The organism is Clostridium carnis, assembly GCF_054657435.1.
The window spans coordinates 1,258,788-1,277,635 of the sequence record NZ_BAAHYS010000001.1; the positions used below are offsets into that span (position 1 = coordinate 1,258,788).

Consider the following 18,848-nt stretch of genomic DNA (forward strand, 5'->3'; position numbering starts at 1 on the left):
AACCCTCCTATAGTGCATATTTCATGAATTTGTCAAATATATACTCACTGTCTTTTGGACCAGCTGCAGCTTCTGGATGGAACTGAACTGAGAATATTGGTAATTTATTATGCTTCATGCCTTCTATTGTTCCATCATTAATATTAATATGTGTTGCTATAACATCCGCTGGAAGTGTTTCTACTACATACCCATGGTTTTGTGATGTAATATGAACTTTATTTTCTTCTAGGTCCTTAACAGGATGATTACATCCTCTATGCCCAAATTTTAATTTAGCAGTTTTTCCACCTAAAGTTAATCCTAATAGTTGATGGCCTAAGCATATTCCTACTATTGGCTTTACTCCAACTATCTTTTTAATATTTTCTATAACTTCAGTTAAATCCTCTGGATCTCCAGGACCATTTGATAAGAACACTAAATCGGGATTAACTTCTAGTACTTCTTCTGCTGTTGTATTCATTGGAAATACAGTTATCTTACATCCTCTCTTTTTAAAGTTTCTTATTATGTTCTCTTTTATACCAAAATCCATTATTGCAACATGCTTTCCTGTTCCTTCTATTGTATATTTATTTTTAGTTGATACTATACTAACTGCTTCCTTGTTTGAAAAAGCACTTATTCTATCTTTAACATCTTCTAATAAGTGTTCTTCTAAACTAATAATACCTTTCATTGTTCCATGATTTCTTAAAACCTTTGTTAAAGCTCTAGTATCAATTCCTTCTAAACCTATTATTTTATTTTGTTTTAAATAATCTTCTAATCCTATTTCACATCTAAAATTATTTGGAAAGTTACATTTCTCTCTAACTATAAACCCTCTAACTTTGGGTGAATTTGATTCCATGTCTTCTAAGTTAATTCCATAATTTCCTATTAGAGGATATGTCATAGTAACTATTTGCCCATAGTATGATGGATCAGTTAATACTTCTTGATAACCTGTCATTCCAGTTGTAAATACAACCTCTCCAACACTATCTTTTAAGTGTCCAAAGGCTTTTCCTTCAAATATCATGCCATTTTCTAATATTAGCTTTGCTTTCATAATTTAGCCTCCTAAAAATATATAATTTACTCTTAAAAATACACTTGGATAAAAGCTTTCCTGATTTTTTATAAAACAAAAGGATACTAAGGAGACGATTATAGATATCTTCTCCCTACTATCCTTGTATATTTAATATCAGTGTTAGAAAACGCTCTTACTGACATAGCTATGCAATTGTTGTCTAAATTTAAATATAACATAGTCATATACTCCCTTTCTGGCCTCACAGGACCAATTTAAAGTGTACTTTTTAACTTTATTTTTCTATTATCTTTTTATAATATTCTATATTTTCCATGAAAATATGTCAAGAAGTTTTAAGATAATAGTTACATGTTATATTCTGTAAGCTAAATATTTATTATAAATATCTTAATAATAAGTATAATATTCAATTATTACAAACTAACACCGATTTATATTTTGGATAGTAAAATATAAAAAATTTTATTTATTATATTTTATACTATATTTATGCATAAACATAGTCATTTTGCATAAAAATTCATATTTTATTTATATTTATTCATTGCTATGTTTTTATTTAAATTATTTGGAAATTATTATAAAATTATTCTTGTAATAATTATTTGTCAGTGCTAAAATAGTGTATATATTACCACTTAATATAATATTATTTACTTTAAAATGTTTACTACAAAAAGATTTATACCTAAAGGGGGTTATGTAATGTTAAAAGTAAACAATGTAACTAAAAAATTTAAAAAGACTACAGTGGTCGACAACTTATCTTTTTCAGTAAATGAAGGTGAAATTGTTGGACTACTTGGTGAAAATGGAGCTGGTAAAACTACTACATTAAGAATGATTTCTACAATGCTACAAATAACAGATGGTGATATTACTGTAAATGATATTGATGTAAAATCAAATCCAGAAAAAGTTAGAAAAGAAATTGGCATTCTTTTTGGTGGTGATGTTGGATTATATGACAGATTATCTGGAAGAGAAAATATAAGATACTTTGCAAATCTTTATGGCATGAACAATAAAGAAGCTGATGAAAGAATTAATATATTAGCTAAAAACTTTGGTATGGAGGAATATATAAATAAACCTGTAGGTAAATACTCAAGAGGTATGAAACAAAAGATTTCTATTGCAAGGTCTATAGTTCATAATCCATCAGTTATGCTTTTTGATGAACCTACTACCGGATTAGATGTTAGTGCTGCAAGAATAATACAAGAATTTATACTACAATGTAAAAGAGAAAATAAAGTTATTCTTTTTTCTAGCCATTCTATGAAAGAAGTAGAAAAGCTATGCGATAGAGTTGTAATAATAAATAAGGGAAAATTATTAGAGAATAGTACTATATCTGCATTAAAAGAAAAATATAATAATAGTGATTTAGAAGAAATGTTCTTAGAATTAATAGGAGGTGGATCTCATGAGTAACTTTTTAACTGTATTTAAAAAGGAGTTATTGGATATTTTAAGAGATAGAAAAACTTTGGTCTTTACTTTAATTCTACCTATACTTATCTATCCATTAATGTTTAAATTTATGTCATCTGCAATGCAAAAAACTCATGATGATGTTCAAAAGGAAATTAATTTATATATAGATGGTGATGTTAATTCAGCAATGGCTAAAACCATAACTTCACTTGATAATGTTAAAACACCTAAAGTAGAATCTCCAACAGAAGCACTTAAAAGTGGAGATATACAACTTATAGTAAAAATCCCTGATAATTTTGATTCTGATATACTTGCTGGCAAAAAAACTAATATAGATTTATTAATTGATGAAGAATCTAATAAATCTATGATGGCAAGCAATTTAATTAATGAAATTTATGATACTTATAAAAAATCTCTAGTTGAACAAAAATTAGTTGCAAGTGGTCTAGATCCATCTGTACTTAATCCATTTGATGTAATTATTAAATCAGGAATAAATGTTGATAATGATAAGGTAAATGGTATAGCTTCAATGCTTCTTACTATGATACCTACATTAATAGTAATATTAATGATTTCTTCTACTGTTGGTATGGCTGCTGATCTTGGTGCAGGTGAAAAAGAAAGATTTACATTTGAACCTTTACTTTCAACATCAGCTAAAAGAGACTCTTTACTTTGGGGTAAAATTGCCTCACTTTGTACTATATCCTTTATTGCTTTAATGGCTAACCTTACAGTAATGGTTATTTCTATGCAAAAGTTTATGAGTATGGGTGAAGAAGTAAACTTTAAGCTTACACCATCTACAATACTAGGTATGTTAATTGTTGGTGCCTTAGTTTTAATTACATTATGCTCTCTACAAATAGCTGTAAGTATTTATGCTAGATCTACTAAAGAGGCAAATTCTTATTTAGCAGCTATTACAATGCCAACTATGCTTCTGTCATTCTTACCATATATGATGGATGCTAAAGGTATAAACCCTTTATTCTTTAATATCCCTATAACAAATTCTATCTGCTTAATGAAGGAATTTACAGTAGGTATATTTAATACTTCACATATATTTATAGTACTAGCTTGGCATATTGCTTATATAATTGCTGCAATAATTTTTGCAAAATTTATGTTCTCAAGAGAAGAAGTAATTTTTAGAAACTAAAATAATAAATAGCTGTTGTTTGCAAAACCAATTAATACTTAAATTTGCAAACAACAGCTAATTTTTTTATAAATCATATAATTTTATATTTCAATTAGTTTATTATCAAAAGCCCTTACATATTGCCAGCTATGATAATTTACCCCTTCCTTTGAGTGATTTTCTATAAAATCCTCTATATCTATCTCATAATTCTCAAAACTATTAATTTCTATTATAACAGTTCCATTATCATTAATATTTAAATTTGTTATTTCTCCAGTAGCTATGCTCTCACTACCATAATAAAATATAACACCATTTTCAACTAATATATTATAAAGTTCTAATATCTCATCTTTCATTCTATATTTCGCCCTTTTTAATTTTTTCTTCTAACCAGTTCACTATGTATGCTATTGCATTTTCATCATTAGTTGGAGCAACATATTCTGCTTCATCTAATAATCTTTTTGAACCGCTTCCTATACAAAATCCATATTTGGCAGTTTTTATTAGTTCACTATCATTCATATTATCTCCAACTGCTATTACTTTATTTGGATCAATATTAAAATCTTTAACTAATCTTTGTAATGCTCTTCCCTTTGAAGTATAATTAGGTACTATTTCTAGAAATTTTTCTCCACTTCTTATAACTGCTGCTTCATCACAAATTGAACTGAAATTTCTTTCTAATTCATCTAACTCATCTTCTTCACCTATCATTAAAATCTTAATCCATTTTTGTGTCCACAACTCATTTGGTATATCATATATAGTTTCACATATTGAAGTAGCTAATCTATCTGTATATTTACATCTATTAATTACATAGTCTCTTTCCTCTGAGAACACCTCTATTCCTAAGTGTGGCGCTATCTCCCTTACTTTTTTTACTATCTCTTTCCTCTTTTCCTCTAAGTAATTTTCATGTAATATTGTTTCCTTACTATAATCATATATCTTTGAACCATTATATAAAATTACTGGTAAACCAACCTTTAAATTTGGAATGAATTTTTCTGCTGATGCTAACATTCTTCCCGTTGCTAATGTAAATGTTCCTCCATTATCAACAAAATAATCTATTGCTAATCTATTTTCTTCTGATAGTTCACCTTTGCTATTTAATAAAGTTCCATCCATATCAGAAACTAATAAATATCCTTTAAATATATCTCTCATTCTATACCACCTATCCTTTATTCATCATTAGAATTATTTTTCTTGATACCGCTCTTGGCAATACCTTATTTATCATAATTATAACTTTATTTTTAAATCCAGGTACTATTATTAACCTACCCTTATTAAAATCTCTATATGCTATTTTTGCTACTTTTTTAGCAGACATTAAATTTTTACTTGCACTTTTTGACTTTTTTATTTCAGCCTTACTTTGAAACCCTGTATTTACTGCACCTGGGCATAAACAGCTTACATGAACTCCTTTATCCTTAACCTCTTCATATAGCGCTTCTGTAAGATTTAGCACATATGCTTTTGATGCATAATAAATTGCCATTTTAGGTCCTGCACAAAAAGCCGCTGTAGATGCAACATTCATTATAGCTCCATATCCATTTTGTATCATTCTATGAGAAAAATGTTTTGTAAGCTCTGTTAAAGTCCTTATATTTATATCTATTAAATTAATTTCTTTTTCCATTTCTATTTCACTTAAATAGCCAAAAGAACCTACGCCTGCATTATTTATTAAAATATCCACAGTCAGAAATTTTTTATCCACAAAATTTATGATTTTTTCACACGCATCTCTTTTTGATAAATCTACATCTATAATATCAATCTTGATATTATAAGGCTTAAACTCCTCTTTAACTCTTTTTAAGTTATCAACATTTTTTGCAACTAGAATTAAATTATAACCATCATTAGCATACAACTTTGCTAATTCATATCCTATACCGGCAGTTGCTCCTGTAATTAATACATAACTCCTACCACTGGGCTTTCCCATAATAAATCCTCCAATTAATATAAATTTCTATATATTAGCTATTATAAAAAACATATATAAAAATAGCTATAAAATTTTAAGGACTACCCTTTAAATTTCATAGCTATCTCTTGTTAATACTAATATTTACTTATATATTCTTACTTTTTTCTATATATTACTTTCCAAACGCCTTTTCATAATCTGCTATAAATTTATCTATCCCTATATCAGTTAAAGTGTGTTTTGTCATTTGAACAATTACTCCATATGGTATTGTTGCAATATGTGAGCCTGCTAAAGCTGCATCTAATACATGCATTGGATTTCTTACACTTGCAGATATTATTTCTGTTTGTATTCCATGAATATCAAATATTTCTGCTATTTGTCTAATTAAATCAATACCTGGATTTCCGATATCATCCATTCTTCCTAAAAATGGACTAACATAAGTGGCTCCAGCTCTTGCTGCTAATAAAGCTTGCAGTGGTGAAAATATTAATGTTACGTTAGTTTTTATTCCTTTTGCAGATAGTTGCTTTACAGCCTTTAATCCTTCTTCACACATTGGAATTTTAATAACTATATTTTTATGCATTGCAGATAATTTAGTTCCTTCTTCAACCATTTCATCTGACTTTAAACTCATAACTTCTGCACTAATTGGACCATCAACTATTGAACAAATTTCATTTATTACTTCCTTTAAGTCTCTTCCTTCTCTAGCTATTAATGATGGATTTGTTGTAACTCCACATATAACACCTAATTCGTTTGCTTTTCTAATTTCCTCAATGTTTGCTGTATCAATAAATATTTTCATAAACTTCCACTCCAATCTATTTATAATTATTTTTTAATAAATTATTCTATACACTAACCTAAAATTGATTTAACTTCTTTAATAATTTCTTCTGTAGTTAATCCGTACTTTTTCATTAGTTCATCTGGAGTTCCTGATTCACCAAATGTATCTTTTATCCCAATCATTTTTACCCTAGTTGGACATTCAGTACATACAACTTGTGAAACCATGGCACCAAGTCCACCTATTATTGAGTGTTCTTCCGCTGTTATTATAGCTTTCGTTTCTTTTGCTGCTTTTATTATTATTTCTCTATCTATCGGCTTTATAGTTGACATATTTATAACTCTTACGCTAATTCCCTCAGTTTCTAATTCTTTTGAAGCTTCTATAGCCTTCTGAACCATCATTCCCGTTGCAATAACAGTTATATCATTACCTTTTATTAGTTCAACACCTTTTCCAATTTCAAATTTATAATTATCATCAAATATATCTTCTGTATTACATCTTCCAAATCTTAAATATACTGGACCAACAAAATTTGCAGCTGCTTTTGTTGCTTGCATAGCCTCTCTATGATCTGCAGGAACTATTACAGTCATATTTGGAAGTGAATTCATAAGAGCTATATCTTCTACTGATTGATGTGATCCACCATCTTCCCCAACTGTTATTCCTGCATGAGTCGCTGCTATTTTTACATTCATTTTAGGATAGCAAATTGAATTTCTTATTACTTCAAATGCTCTTCCTGTTGCAAATACTGCAAAGGTACTTGCAAATGGTATATTCCCCACATTTGCTAACCCAGCAGCCATTCCCATTAAATTTTGTTCTGCTATTCCAACATTAAAAAATCTATCCTTAAACATATTTTTAAAGTCATTTGTTTTTGTTGATTTAGAAAGGTCAGCATCTAATACCACAACCTTATCATTTTCTTTTCCAAGTTCAACTAATGCCATTCCATATGATTCTCTTGTTGCCTTACCCATTCTTAAATCCTCCTATTTACAAATATCCACTAACGCTTTTTCTTTTTGCTCTTCATTTGGAGCCTGACCATGCCACCCTGCTTGGTTTTCCATAAAGCTAACGCCTTTTCCTTTTATAGTTTTTGCTATTATTACAGTTGGTTTTCCCTTGCATTCATCAGCTTTTTTAAATGCATTATCTATTTCATCAAAATCATGACCATTACAACAAATCACGTTCCACCCAAAGCTTTCAAACTTTTTATCTAATGGTTTTATTCCCATAACATCTTCATTATTTCCATCAATTTGAAGTCCATTAAAGTCAATTACTGCTACTAAATTATCTAATTTATAATGTGCTGCTGCCATTGATGCTTCCCAAACCAATCCTTCCTGAAGCTCTCCATCTCCTAAAACTGCATAAACCTTTGAAGTTTTTCTTTGTAATTTAAGTCCTATTGCCATACCTGCTGCATTTGATATTCCTTGTCCTAATGATCCTGTTGATACATCAACTCCTGGTATTTTTTTAGAATCTGGATGCCCTTGAAGTAACCCTCCTATTTTTCTTAAGCTTTTTAATTCATCCTTAGAAAAGAATCCCTTTTCTGCTAATACTGAGTAAAGAGCTGGAGCTGCATGTCCTTTACTTAATACAAATCTATCCCTACCCTCCCACTTTGGGTTATTTACATCTATGTTCATTTTTTCATAATATAAATAAGTTATTATGTCTGCACATGATAATGATCCACCTGGATGCCCTGATTTTGATTCATAAAGCATTTCTATAATATTACGTCTTACATTCTTTGATGTAGAAATTAAATTTTCTTTATTCATAAATATCCACCAACCAATCTATTTTATTGTTTTTCTTTCTACTAAGTATGGATTTAAATTTATTATACGTTCCTGTTGTTTTTTATTATTTATCACTTCTATTAATAAATTACAGGATTCTTTTCCCATATTATATATAGGTTGAGCTATTGTAGTTAATTCTGGCTCAATAAAAGGACAAATCCCAATGTTATCATATCCTAATATACTTATATCCTCTGGTATCTTGTATCCCTTTCTTAATAAACACTTCATTCCTCCTATTGCCATAACGTCACTACCATAAAATATTACATCAATAGGTATATTTTTATTTATTAATTTTTCAGTAGCTATTATCCCACCTTCTAGAGATATTTCACTTTCTTCTATAAGTTCACTATTAAATATATTATAATTCTTTGATATTTCACTAAAATATTGCAATCTTGAGTTTTTACTTATTTTCTTTTTATCCAATCCAACAAAAGCTATATTTTTATATCCCTTTTGCATTAAATATTCTATTCCTATCTTTACTCCATATTCATTATCACAGAAAACTCCATTGACTTTTTCTTCATTATCAACATGCCTATCTACGATAACAAATGGAATATCATTACCTCTTAAAAGGTCTATAGATTTATTTTCTTCTCCACTTCCTACAATTATTACTCCATCTACTAGCTTACTTATAAGTAACTTTATATACTCTTCTTCTTTTTTACCACTATTAAATGTATTACATAAAATTATACTATATCCCTGTTTTTCAGCTTCCGTCTCTATAGCCTTTGCCATTTCTGCAAAAAATGGATTTTCTATATCTGGTATTACAAATCCTATGGTATAACTCTTGTTAGTACTTAAACTTCTAGCCAGTGAGTTTGGTATATAATTAAGTTCTTTTGCTGCTTCAAATATTTTATTTCTTGTTTCCTCTGAAACATTTATTGCTTTATTATTTAGTACCATCGATACTGTTGTCCTAGATACATTTACATATTTAGCTATATCTAGTAGTGTTGTTTTACTCATATATTACACCTCTTACCCCTAGTTAACTTGCTTTATTTATTACTACTTTAATTATACCATAGAGATCTTTAAGTTACTTATTGCTTACTATTTTTAAATCTGCTGCAATTTCCTTATCAACAGTTTCACCAGCATATATTTTAGATGCTAACTGAACGCCTAATGCTCCAATTAAGTCTGGTTGTTGCGCTACTGTTGCAGTCATCTCACCCTTTTCTATTGCATCTAAAGCATCATCATTTCCATCAAAGCCTATAACTATTGCATTTATATTACTAGTTAGTATAGCCTTTGCTGCACCTAATGCCATTTCATCATTATGGGCAAATACTACTTGTATATCTGAATTCCCTTGCACTACATTTTCCATAACTTGTAACCCTTTTTGTCTATCAAAATCTGCTGCTTGGCTTGATACAAATTTTATATTTGACTTGTTATCCAGAATACTATGGAATCCTGCTCCTCTATCTCTTGTAGCTGATGCCCCTGGAATACCTTGAAGCTCAACAACATTAATATTTGATTCACTTTTTAACGTTTCTAGTGCAAATTCTGCTGCCATAGCCCCACCTTTTACGTTATCTGAAGCTACATGACTTGTTACTACTCCTCCATTTGATTGTCTATCTAGAGTTATTACTGGAATACTTTTTTCATTTGCAATTTCTACTGATTTAACAACAGCATCACTATCAGTTGGGTTAATTAGTAATGCAACAACTCCAAGTTGAATTAAATCCTCTACATTTGATCTTTCTTTTACTGGGTCATTTTGTGAGTCTAAAACTATTAGTTCATATCCTAATTTTTCTGCTTCTTTTTCTGCTCCTTCTTTCATACTTACAAAGAATGGGTTATTTAAAGTAGATAGAACCATTCCTACCTTTTTATCATCTTTACTTCTTGAGCATCCAATCAAGGTACCCATTGCAATAACAGCTACTAACCCTAAAGCTAATACTTTTTTTATAGTCTTCATGGCATATCCTCCTAGTTTGCAATTATGCTTTTTTTCTGCTCTTTTTATCTAATAATACAGCTATTAAAATAACTAATCCTTTTACTATTGATTGATAGAATGGTGATACATTCATTAAGTTTAATCCATTATTTAATACTCCTATAATAAGAGCACCTATTAATGTTCCTGATATTTTACCTTCTCCACCAGCTAATGAAGTTCCTCCAATTACAACTGCTGCTATAGCATCTAATTCAAATCCAACTCCAGCATTTGGTGAAGCTGACCCTATTCTACTTGCAATAATAACACCTGCTACTGATGATGCAAAACCTGATATAACATATACAAGAGTTTTTATTTTAGTTGTATTTATTCCTGATAATCTAGCTGAATCTTCATTTCCACCTAATGCATAAAGATATCTTCCGAATCTAGTTTGTGATAAAACGTATATAGCTATTATAGAAACGATTACAGTAATGATAACTGGTATTGGTAAAAATCCTATTTTACCATTTCCTATCTTAACAAATTCCTCTGGTAATTTAGATATTGGAGTACCGTTTGTAAATACTAATGTTGCTCCTCTAAATATTGTCATTGTTGCTAATGTTGCAATAAAAGCTTGTAACTTTCCTCTTGATATTAAAAGTCCATTTATTAAACCTATAACTATACCAACTGCTGCTGCCGCTACAATTGCTAAGAATATATTCCCTGTAGATTTAATTATTGATGCTCCAAGTGCACCACTTATAGCCAATGTTGATCCTACTGATAAGTCTATTCCTCCAGTTAAGATAACAAAAGTCATACCAACTGCAATGATTGCATTAACAGAAACTTGAGTAAATACATTAGTTATGTTAGATAGTGTTAAGAATGCTGGTGCAACAAAAGTAATTATTACACATAATAGCACTAAGCCTATAAGAGATTTATATTTAGATACAGTTTCTTTAAAATTAATGTTCATTTTACTTCCCCCTACCTCTTTAATTCATTCCTACAGCTAATTTCATAATACTTTCTTGTGAAGCTTCTTCTCTTGATAACTCTCCAGATATTCTACCTTCACTCATTACAATTATTCTATCACTTATACCTAGAACTTCTGGCATATCTGATGATATCATTATTATTGCTTTTCCCATGGCCTTAAGTTCATTTAATAGTTCATATATTTCCTTTTTAGCTCCTACGTCTATTCCTCTAGTTGGTTCGTCTATTATTAATACTTCTGGAGCTAACATTAACCATTTAGCTAGTATTACTTTCTGTTGATTTCCTCCACTAAGATTTTTTATTAATTGGTCTCTGTTTGGAGTTTTTATTTTTATCTTATCTATGTAGTAATCTACTTCTTTCATGGCTTTATTTTTATCTATTGACTTCCATGAATTTTCATATTTCTTAAGATTAGATAAAATCATATTATCTGCTACTGATAAACTAAGAACACATCCTTCTTTTTTTCTATCTTCTGATAAATAACAAATGCCCTCATCTATAGCTTCTTGAATACTTTTTATATTTACTTCTTTTCCTTTAATCTTTACTTTTCCTGAAGTTTTCTTATATTCACCAAATATAGTTTTAGCAAGCTCAGTTCTTCCTGAACCCATAAGACCTGCTATTCCTAATATTTCACCTTCCCTTACTTCAAAAGTAGCATTATTAACACCTTCTTGTGAGCATAGGTTTGAAACTTCTAAAATACTTTTTCCTTTTTTTATATCTCTATATGGGAATTGATCTTCTATTTTTCTTCCTACCATCATAGAAATTAACTTATCATTATCAATATCCTTTATTAAAGCATTTCCCGCATATTTTCCATCTCTTAAAACTTCCACTCTATCACATATAGCAAAAATTTCTTCCATTCTATGTGATATATAAATTATTGCAATTCCTTTTTTCTTTAAGTTGTCTATAACCTTAAACAAACTTTTTGTTTCTACTTCTGTTAAAGCTGTTGTAGGTTCATCCATTATTATTACTCTTGCATTTTTAGTTAAAGCTTTTGCTATTTCTACCATTTGTTTTTCACCAACGTTAATATTGGCTACTAGCCTGCTTGGATCAATATTACAACCAATTTGTTCTAAGAATAATTTACTTCTTTCAATTAATTCCTTTTTGTTTATCCTCCCAGTAAACCTTTGATATTTTTCATTTCCTAAAAATATATTTTCAGCTACTGTAAGATTGTTTAAAACACTCATCTCTTGATGTATTATTGTTACACCATATTCTTCGGCTGATTTTATTCCTTTTATCTTAGCTTCTTCACCATCAATAAATACTTTACCTTCATCTTTTTGGTAAACTCCACTAAGGATTTTCATTAGTGTTGATTTTCCAGCTCCATTTTCTCCCATTAAAGCTGTAACTTCTCCTCCATAAGCTGTGATATTAACATTATCTAATGCCTTAACTCCTGGAAATATTTTTGATACTCCCTCCATTTTTAGCATTGGTATTCTTTTTTCCATATTAAATACCTCCCTTTAACTAAAATACAACTCCTGATTTTAAAATTATATTTGCATAAGGTGTTTGTTCACCTGTTCTAACAACTGCCATACATTTTTTCAAATCTTTTTTTAGCTCTTCATGAGATATAAATGTTACTTTAATATCTCCTATTTCTTTTTTTATTTCTTCAAATAAACTTGGACTAACATCCATTGTTTCTTTTGCTATAAGAACTTCTTCTACTTGTAATTCCTTTAAAGTTACTTTTAATGTATCAATAAATGTAGGAACTCCATTTACTAATGCTAAATCTATTCTTTCTGTCTCTTTTGGTATAGGTAAACCACAATCCCCTATAGCTAGCATATCTGTATGTCCCATTTTAGAAATTACTGAACTTAAATTACTGTTTAGCAATGATGTCTTTCTCATAAAATTAATCCTCCCCGTAAGTTTCTAATACTTCTTTTAAATATGGTATTGATGGTTGTGCACCTTTTCTTTGAACTGCCAATGATGAAACCTTATTTCCAAAGTTTACAGCCTTAACTAAAGTTTCCTTATTTATATTTTTTACATCTAGCTTTGAACTTAATCCTCCAATGAAGCTATCTCCAGCTGCTGTTGTATCTATTGCATTTACTTTATATGCTGGTACTAATTCACAGAAATCTTTTCCTATAACAGCTGCACCTCTTGAGCCTAATGTTATTATTGCAAAAACTACTCCTGATTCTAAAAATACTTCTCCAGCTCTTTTTGCATCTTCTAGACTTTCAACTCTAACTCCAGTTAAAAGTTCTGCTTCTGTCTCGTTAGGAATTATAATATCTGTTACTTTTAAGATTTCATCACCTATTTTCTTTGCTGGAGCTGGGTTTAATATTGTTACTTTCCCTAATTCCTTTGCTTGTTTGAAAGCTCTTAATGTCATATCTTCAGGTGTTTCAAATTGTGATATTAATATATCACTTTCTTTTATTGTTTCCATTGATTTATCAATTTCATTTTCACTAATTGTCATGTTAGATCCTGGCACAACTATTATTGAGTTGTTTCCATTTTCATTAACCATTATAATTGCCATTCCTGTTGATTCATCTTTATCTTCAAAAACAAATTTTACATCTATATTATCTTCTTCTAATTTACTTTTAAGAATTTTTCCGTTATCGTCTATTCCTATCTTAGATATCATGCTTACCTCAGCACCACTTCTTCTTGCTGCTACAGCTTGATTGGCACCTTTTCCCCCTGATATCTTTTCAAATGATTTAGATAAAATAGTTTCTCCTACTTGTGGTAAATTATTAACCTTTAAAACTAAGTCCATATTCATACTTCCAAGTACACATACCTTATTCATAAAACCATCTCCTACTATTAAACTCTTTATATTCTTCTTAGTTAACCGCTTCAGTGAACCGCTTAACTATATAATAAACTCTTTGTAAACGTTTTTCAAGTGTTTTCTGAAAATTTATTTTATTTTTTTATGTAACAAAAAAACAGCCTTACTATTTTAAATAATAAGACTGTTTTACTTAATATTTGATTTATATATTATAGTTCTTTATTATCATCTGTAATTCTTCCATCAGAAGTACTTACTGGAATAGTCTCTCCTAAAAAAGTTGGTTCTGGCTTTAATATATTCACATACATAAAATCCTTTAGTTGAGCCAAACGTTCTCTTTTTTTGTAGCTTCCCATAAACATATATCCTCTTTTATCTGAAGGAACCCCATATGCCTCTATTCCTAATTTTCTTGCAATATATATTGCCCTAGGTAAATGATATTCATTAGTTACTATTATAGCCTTTTTTACATCAAATATTTCTTTCGCCCTATACATACTTTCATAAGTGCTAAATCCTGCATGATCCATAAATATTTTATCTTCATCAATATCATTTTCCATAACATAGTTTTTCATAGCTCTTACTTCATCATAATCTTCACGACTATGATCTCCAGTTAAAATAAAAGTTTTATTACCACTTTTCTCACATACCTCAATGGAAGTTTCTAATCTATCCTTCAATATATCTGTAGGAGTACCATCATTTTTTATTCCAGCTCCTAATACTATAATTGAATCACTATCTTTTGGTAACTCTTCTAAAGTTATTATATATTTCTCTCCATAACTTTGTACTTTAGTTATAATACTAGCAATTGTTGTAATTACTATAACTGCTACTACTATAACAAAAATTATCATATGCTTAACCAATTTTTTCAACTTCCTTTTTACCATTTTCCCTCCCTTTAGTATACTCTTACACCCTTTTTAATGTCATTTTTACATGTGGAATTTCTGCTTCCTCATATATATCTGAAATTACTTCAAATCCTAATGATTCATATAATGATTTTACATAAAGTTGTGCTGATAAAGTAATTTTATCTTCTTTTAACTCACTTGTTATAAATTCTACAGCTTTCTCCATCATTTCCTGGGCAATCCTGTTTTTTCTATATTCACTTAAGACTAAAACTCTCCCTATAGATGGGGTTTCATAAGACATTCCTGATGGTAATATCCTGCAATAAGCAATTACTTTATTTTCATAATAAGCTAGTAGATGATAACATTCTTGATCTTTATCATCAAAATCATTTTCACAGACTATTTTTTGTTCACAAACAAAAACTTCATATCTACATTTAACCATTTCATAAATATCGTCATGTGTTAGATCATAAAATCCACATATCTTAAAGCTTAATTTTTCTCTATCTATTTTCATTAGCATCTCCTACTATCTAATTTGTCCATTACCATAAATTATATATTTAATAGTTGTAAGTTCTGCTAATCCCATAGGTCCTCTTGCATGTAGTTTTTGTGTACTAATTCCTATTTCAGCTCCAAATCCAAATTCACATCCATCTGTAAATCTAGTAGATGCATTTACATAAACTGCTGCTGCATTTACTCTTTGCATAAATCTTTGAGAGTTTTCATAACTTTTAGTTACTATAGCCTCTGAATGACCTGAGCCATATTTATTTATATGATTTATAGCTTCATCTACATTTTTTACAACTTTAGCTCCTATTATATAATCTAAGTATTCCCTACTCCAATCTTCCTCTGTTGCTGAAACAGCATCACTTATCAATGTTTTTACGCTTTCATCCCCTCTAATTTCAACATTTTTATCCTTTAGTGCCTTCGCTATTATAGGTAAAAATTCCTTCGCTATTTTTTCATTGATTAACATTTTTTCAGCTGCATTACATACCGCTGGTCTTGATGTCTTAGCATTTACTATAATATTTTTAGCCATTTCAAAATCGCAATCTTCATCAACATATATATGACAGTTTCCAACGCCTGTTTCTATAACTGGAACTGTTGCATTTTTAACTACAGCTTGTATAAGTCCCGCTCCCCCTCTTGGAATTAAAACATCTATATAATCATTTAGCCTCATCATTTCTAAAGCAACTTCTCTACTTGTATCTTCTACTAATTGAACAGAATTTTTAGGTAAACCAGCTTCTTCAATTGCATTTGCTAAAACTTTTACTATTTCTTTATTAGAATTAATAGCTTCACTTCCACCTCTTAAAATTACTGCATTTCCAGTCTTTAAACATAATCCTGCTGCATCACAAGTTACATTTGGTCTTGCCTCATATATTATTCCTATAACTCCCATAGAAACTCTTTGTTTACCTATTTGAAGGCCATTTGGTCTTTTCCACATTGATATAACTTCTCCAACTGGATCTGGTAATGCAATTAGTTGAGTTAATCCATCTGCCATATCTGCTATTCTACCTTCATTTAATGAAAGTCTATCTAACATAGCTTTAGATGTTCCCTTTTCAATAGCTGCTTTTAAATCTTTTTCGTTAGCTTTTAATATCTTACTTGTATTTTCAATTAAAGATTCAGCCATTTTCTTTAAAGCATTATTCTTTTCTGTAGTTGATAAATTTCCTAATTCATATGAAGCTTCCTTTGCTTTTTGCCCCTTTAGTATTAATTCGCTCATTACTTTACCTCCATTTTTTTAAATAAAGTTCCTACTTCTTTTCCCTCTAATATTTCTAATAATATTTCTGGTTCTTTTCCGTTTGCTAAAATCATATTAACCCCTGCATAAGTTGCTGTTTTTGCTGCTGTTAGCTTTGTAACCATTCCACCTGTCCCTAAGTTACTTCCTGCACCACCACAACACTCTTCTAATTCTTGTGTTATTTCTGAAATTTCCTTTATAAGCTTTGAATCTGAATTTTTTCTTGGGTCTGAATCATAAAACCCATCTATATCAGATAAAATTATTAAAAGATCTGCATTAACAAGCTTAGATACTATTGCTGATAAGTTATCATTATCACCAAACTTCACTATATTTTCGATTTCATCTATTGATACAGTATCATTTTCATTAACTATTGGTATTATTTCATTCTCAATTAATGTTTCAAATGTATTACATACATTTTCTCTAATATGATCATCTTCTACTACATCTCTTGTTAAAAGAACTTGGCCTACTACATGGCTATATTCTCCAAAAAACTTACTATATATATGCATTAGTTCACATTGTCCAACAGCTGCTACAGCTTGCTTTTCTCTAATGCTTTTTGGTTTTTCTTTTAATTTTAATTTTGAAACACCAACCCCAATAGCCCCTGAAGTGACTAAAACAACTTCCTTACCTGAGTTTAATATGTCTGATAATACTCTAGTAAGCTTTTCTATTCTAGTTAAATTTATTTTTCCGTTATCATAAGTTAAAGTTGATGTTCCAACCTTTACTACTATTCTTTTTGCATCTTTAATTTCATTACGATAGCACATTTCCTACAACACTCCTAAGTTTTTCAATAATATTCTCACTATATTTCTTTATTAAATTATAATTTGTTTTAATGTAATTTACCACATTAAATTGTTGTAGTATAGCTTAATTCTTCCTATTTCCATAATGAAATTCCCTGAAATATTTATAGAATACTTTTCCTAAAGCATAAATTGGTACAACTACAAAGGCTCCAATTGGTCCTATTAAAGTTGCTGCACCTACAACTAAAAAAATATCTGTTATTGGATGTATCTTCATTACATGACCCATTATTAAAGGTACAACTATTCTCCCTTTTAATGTTTGAGCTATTATAAATAATAATGAAAGCTTTATTATCATATATGGCCCAATAGTTATTGCAATTATATATGGAATAATCATGGATATAAAAAAACCTATAAAGGGGATAAATGCTAATATAAATGTTGTAGATGCTAAAAATAATGGATTTGATATACCTATTAGCTTATATCCTATATAAACCATTGTAGATAATGAAGATGCCACAATTGCTTGACCTAATATATATGATGAAAGTACTCTATCACTTTCATCTAAAGCATCATCCATAGCATTTTTATATTTTTTAGGTATATATTTAATAATATTATCTTTTACTTTATCTCCATCTCTTAATAAGTAGAATAGAATTAATAATACTAATAATATATCAGAAAATAGTTGCATTCCTTTATCAAAAATATTTTTAGCTTCTGATATTATACTTATTGTATACCTTTGAATATCTCCTGCGAATTTCCCAAAATAATCGATATTTATTAACTCTCCATTAAAAATTCTATTTATCTCCTCTGCTATTTCCTTTTCTTGTATTACTTTAACTAAAACCTGCCTTAGAATTATAAATTGTCCTATAAAATATTCACTAAAATACTTAACTACTCCTGACATTATAAAAATAAATATTATTATCGTTAATGTAGCTGCTCTGCCTTTTTTTAGTTTCTTTTTTAAAAATACTCTATTTAAAGGCCTTAAAATATAAAATAAAAACACTCCAAATATTATTGGAATTACTACTACATTAAACACAATTTTTATAATTTTTATAAATATTCCAATTTTCCCAGCTAAAAGTATAAATATAACTATTAAGTTAGCAATTATTAAATATGAAATCACTTTTTTTCTATCCATAATATCACCCTAACCTTAAATATTATAGTTAGTTTGTCCTTTTATCCTTAATATTAATACATTTGTACAATTTAAAATTTTTTTGCATAAATTTCAAAGTTTTTTTGCATAATATACTATTGCTTTTTATTTCAAATCTATTAAAATTAATATTGT

20 protein-coding genes are annotated in these 18,848 nt (G+C 29.1%); 2 read left to right on the forward strand and 18 right to left on the reverse strand.

What is annotated here, in order from left to right; all coding sequences use genetic code 11:
* Positions 1–7: 7 nt before the first annotated feature.
* Positions 8–1,057, reverse strand: a complete 1,050-nt coding sequence (locus ACYQ1T_RS05800) for a carbamoyl phosphate synthase small subunit (protein WP_459832819.1) — start codon at positions 1,055–1,057, stop codon at positions 8–10.
* A gap of 693 nt (positions 1,058–1,750) precedes the next feature.
* On the opposite strand from ACYQ1T_RS05800, the gene ACYQ1T_RS05805 reads away from it, so the two are divergent.
* Positions 1,751–2,482, forward strand: a complete 732-nt coding sequence (locus ACYQ1T_RS05805) for an ABC transporter ATP-binding protein (RefSeq protein ID WP_459832821.1) — start codon at positions 1,751–1,753, stop codon at positions 2,480–2,482.
* Entirely contained in the window at positions 2,475–3,659 is a 1,185-nt protein-coding gene (locus ACYQ1T_RS05810; RefSeq protein WP_459832823.1) for an ABC transporter permease, read from the forward strand. The genes ACYQ1T_RS05805 and ACYQ1T_RS05810 overlap by 8 nt, the downstream gene beginning before the upstream one ends.
* Positions 3,660–3,742: 83 nt before the next feature.
* Here the strand turns inward: ACYQ1T_RS05810 and ACYQ1T_RS05815 are convergent, their stop codons facing one another.
* From ACYQ1T_RS05815 to ACYQ1T_RS05895, 17 genes are all read right to left on the reverse strand, one after another.
* Complete coding sequence (locus tag ACYQ1T_RS05815; protein WP_459832826.1) at positions 3,743–4,003, reverse strand: hypothetical protein; 261 nt, start codon at positions 4,001–4,003, stop codon at positions 3,743–3,745.
* A 1-nt stretch (position 4,004) separates the two neighbouring features.
* The gene (locus ACYQ1T_RS05820) at positions 4,005–4,826 is read right to left on the reverse strand and encodes a Cof-type HAD-IIB family hydrolase (RefSeq protein WP_459832828.1); all 822 of its coding nucleotides are present in this window, start codon (positions 4,824–4,826) and stop codon (positions 4,005–4,007) included.
* A 10-nt stretch (positions 4,827–4,836) separates the two neighbouring features.
* The gene (locus ACYQ1T_RS05825; RefSeq protein WP_459832834.1) at positions 4,837–5,622 is read right to left on the reverse strand and encodes an SDR family NAD(P)-dependent oxidoreductase; all 786 of its coding nucleotides are present in this window, start codon (positions 5,620–5,622) and stop codon (positions 4,837–4,839) included.
* A gap of 157 nt (positions 5,623–5,779) precedes the next feature.
* Positions 5,780–6,427: a fructose-6-phosphate aldolase gene (fsa, locus tag ACYQ1T_RS05830; RefSeq protein ID WP_459832843.1), complete on the reverse strand. Its 648-nt coding sequence runs from the start codon at positions 6,425–6,427 to the stop codon at positions 5,780–5,782.
* A 53-nt stretch (positions 6,428–6,480) separates the two neighbouring features.
* A complete protein-coding gene (locus ACYQ1T_RS05835) occupies positions 6,481–7,407 on the reverse strand; it encodes a transketolase family protein (protein ID WP_459832845.1) in 927 nt (308 codons plus the stop codon).
* 12 nt (positions 7,408–7,419) lie between these two features.
* Complete coding sequence (locus tag ACYQ1T_RS05840; protein ID WP_459832846.1) at positions 7,420–8,232, reverse strand: transketolase; 813 nt, start codon at positions 8,230–8,232, stop codon at positions 7,420–7,422.
* Between the two features lie 18 nt (positions 8,233–8,250).
* Positions 8,251–9,252, reverse strand: coding sequence for a LacI family DNA-binding transcriptional regulator (locus ACYQ1T_RS05845; protein WP_459832848.1), 1,002 nt, complete (start codon positions 9,250–9,252; stop codon positions 8,251–8,253).
* A 73-nt stretch (positions 9,253–9,325) separates the two neighbouring features.
* Positions 9,326–10,234, reverse strand: coding sequence for a ribose ABC transporter substrate-binding protein RbsB (rbsB, locus tag ACYQ1T_RS05850; RefSeq protein WP_459832851.1), 909 nt, complete (start codon positions 10,232–10,234; stop codon positions 9,326–9,328).
* Between the two features lie 22 nt (positions 10,235–10,256).
* Entirely contained in the window at positions 10,257–11,195 is a 939-nt protein-coding gene (locus ACYQ1T_RS05855; RefSeq protein ID WP_459832853.1) for an ABC transporter permease, read from the reverse strand.
* Between the two features lie 19 nt (positions 11,196–11,214).
* Positions 11,215–12,717 carry a sugar ABC transporter ATP-binding protein gene (locus tag ACYQ1T_RS05860; protein WP_459832855.1) on the reverse strand — a complete coding sequence of 501 codons (1,503 nt, stop codon included), beginning with the start codon at positions 12,715–12,717 and terminating at the stop codon, positions 11,215–11,217.
* Between the two features lie 19 nt (positions 12,718–12,736).
* A complete protein-coding gene (rbsD, locus tag ACYQ1T_RS05865) occupies positions 12,737–13,132 on the reverse strand; it encodes a D-ribose pyranase (RefSeq protein ID WP_459832858.1) in 396 nt (131 codons plus the stop codon).
* Positions 13,133–13,136: 4 nt separating this feature from the next.
* On the reverse strand, positions 13,137–14,066 hold the full coding sequence (gene rbsK / locus ACYQ1T_RS05870) for a ribokinase (RefSeq protein ID WP_459832860.1): 930 nt from the start codon (positions 14,064–14,066) through the stop codon (positions 13,137–13,139).
* A 197-nt stretch (positions 14,067–14,263) separates the two neighbouring features.
* Complete coding sequence (locus ACYQ1T_RS05875; protein ID WP_459832862.1) at positions 14,264–14,962, reverse strand: SanA/YdcF family protein; 699 nt, start codon at positions 14,960–14,962, stop codon at positions 14,264–14,266.
* 22 nt (positions 14,963–14,984) lie between these two features.
* Positions 14,985–15,455 carry a GNAT family N-acetyltransferase gene (locus tag ACYQ1T_RS05880; RefSeq protein ID WP_459832864.1) on the reverse strand — a complete coding sequence of 157 codons (471 nt, stop codon included), beginning with the start codon at positions 15,453–15,455 and terminating at the stop codon, positions 14,985–14,987.
* A 12-nt stretch (positions 15,456–15,467) separates the two neighbouring features.
* Positions 15,468–16,712: a glutamate-5-semialdehyde dehydrogenase gene (locus tag ACYQ1T_RS05885; RefSeq protein WP_459832866.1), complete on the reverse strand. Its 1,245-nt coding sequence runs from the start codon at positions 16,710–16,712 to the stop codon at positions 15,468–15,470.
* Complete coding sequence (gene proB / locus ACYQ1T_RS05890) at positions 16,712–17,527, reverse strand: glutamate 5-kinase (protein ID WP_459832868.1); 816 nt, start codon at positions 17,525–17,527, stop codon at positions 16,712–16,714. Before proB ends, ACYQ1T_RS05885 begins: the two co-directional genes overlap by 1 nt.
* A 106-nt stretch (positions 17,528–17,633) precedes the next feature.
* Positions 17,634–18,692 (reverse strand): AI-2E family transporter, encoded by a 1,059-nt coding sequence (locus ACYQ1T_RS05895; RefSeq protein ID WP_459832870.1) that lies wholly within the window; start codon positions 18,690–18,692, stop codon positions 17,634–17,636.
* Between the last annotated feature and the right edge of the window lie 156 nt (positions 18,693–18,848).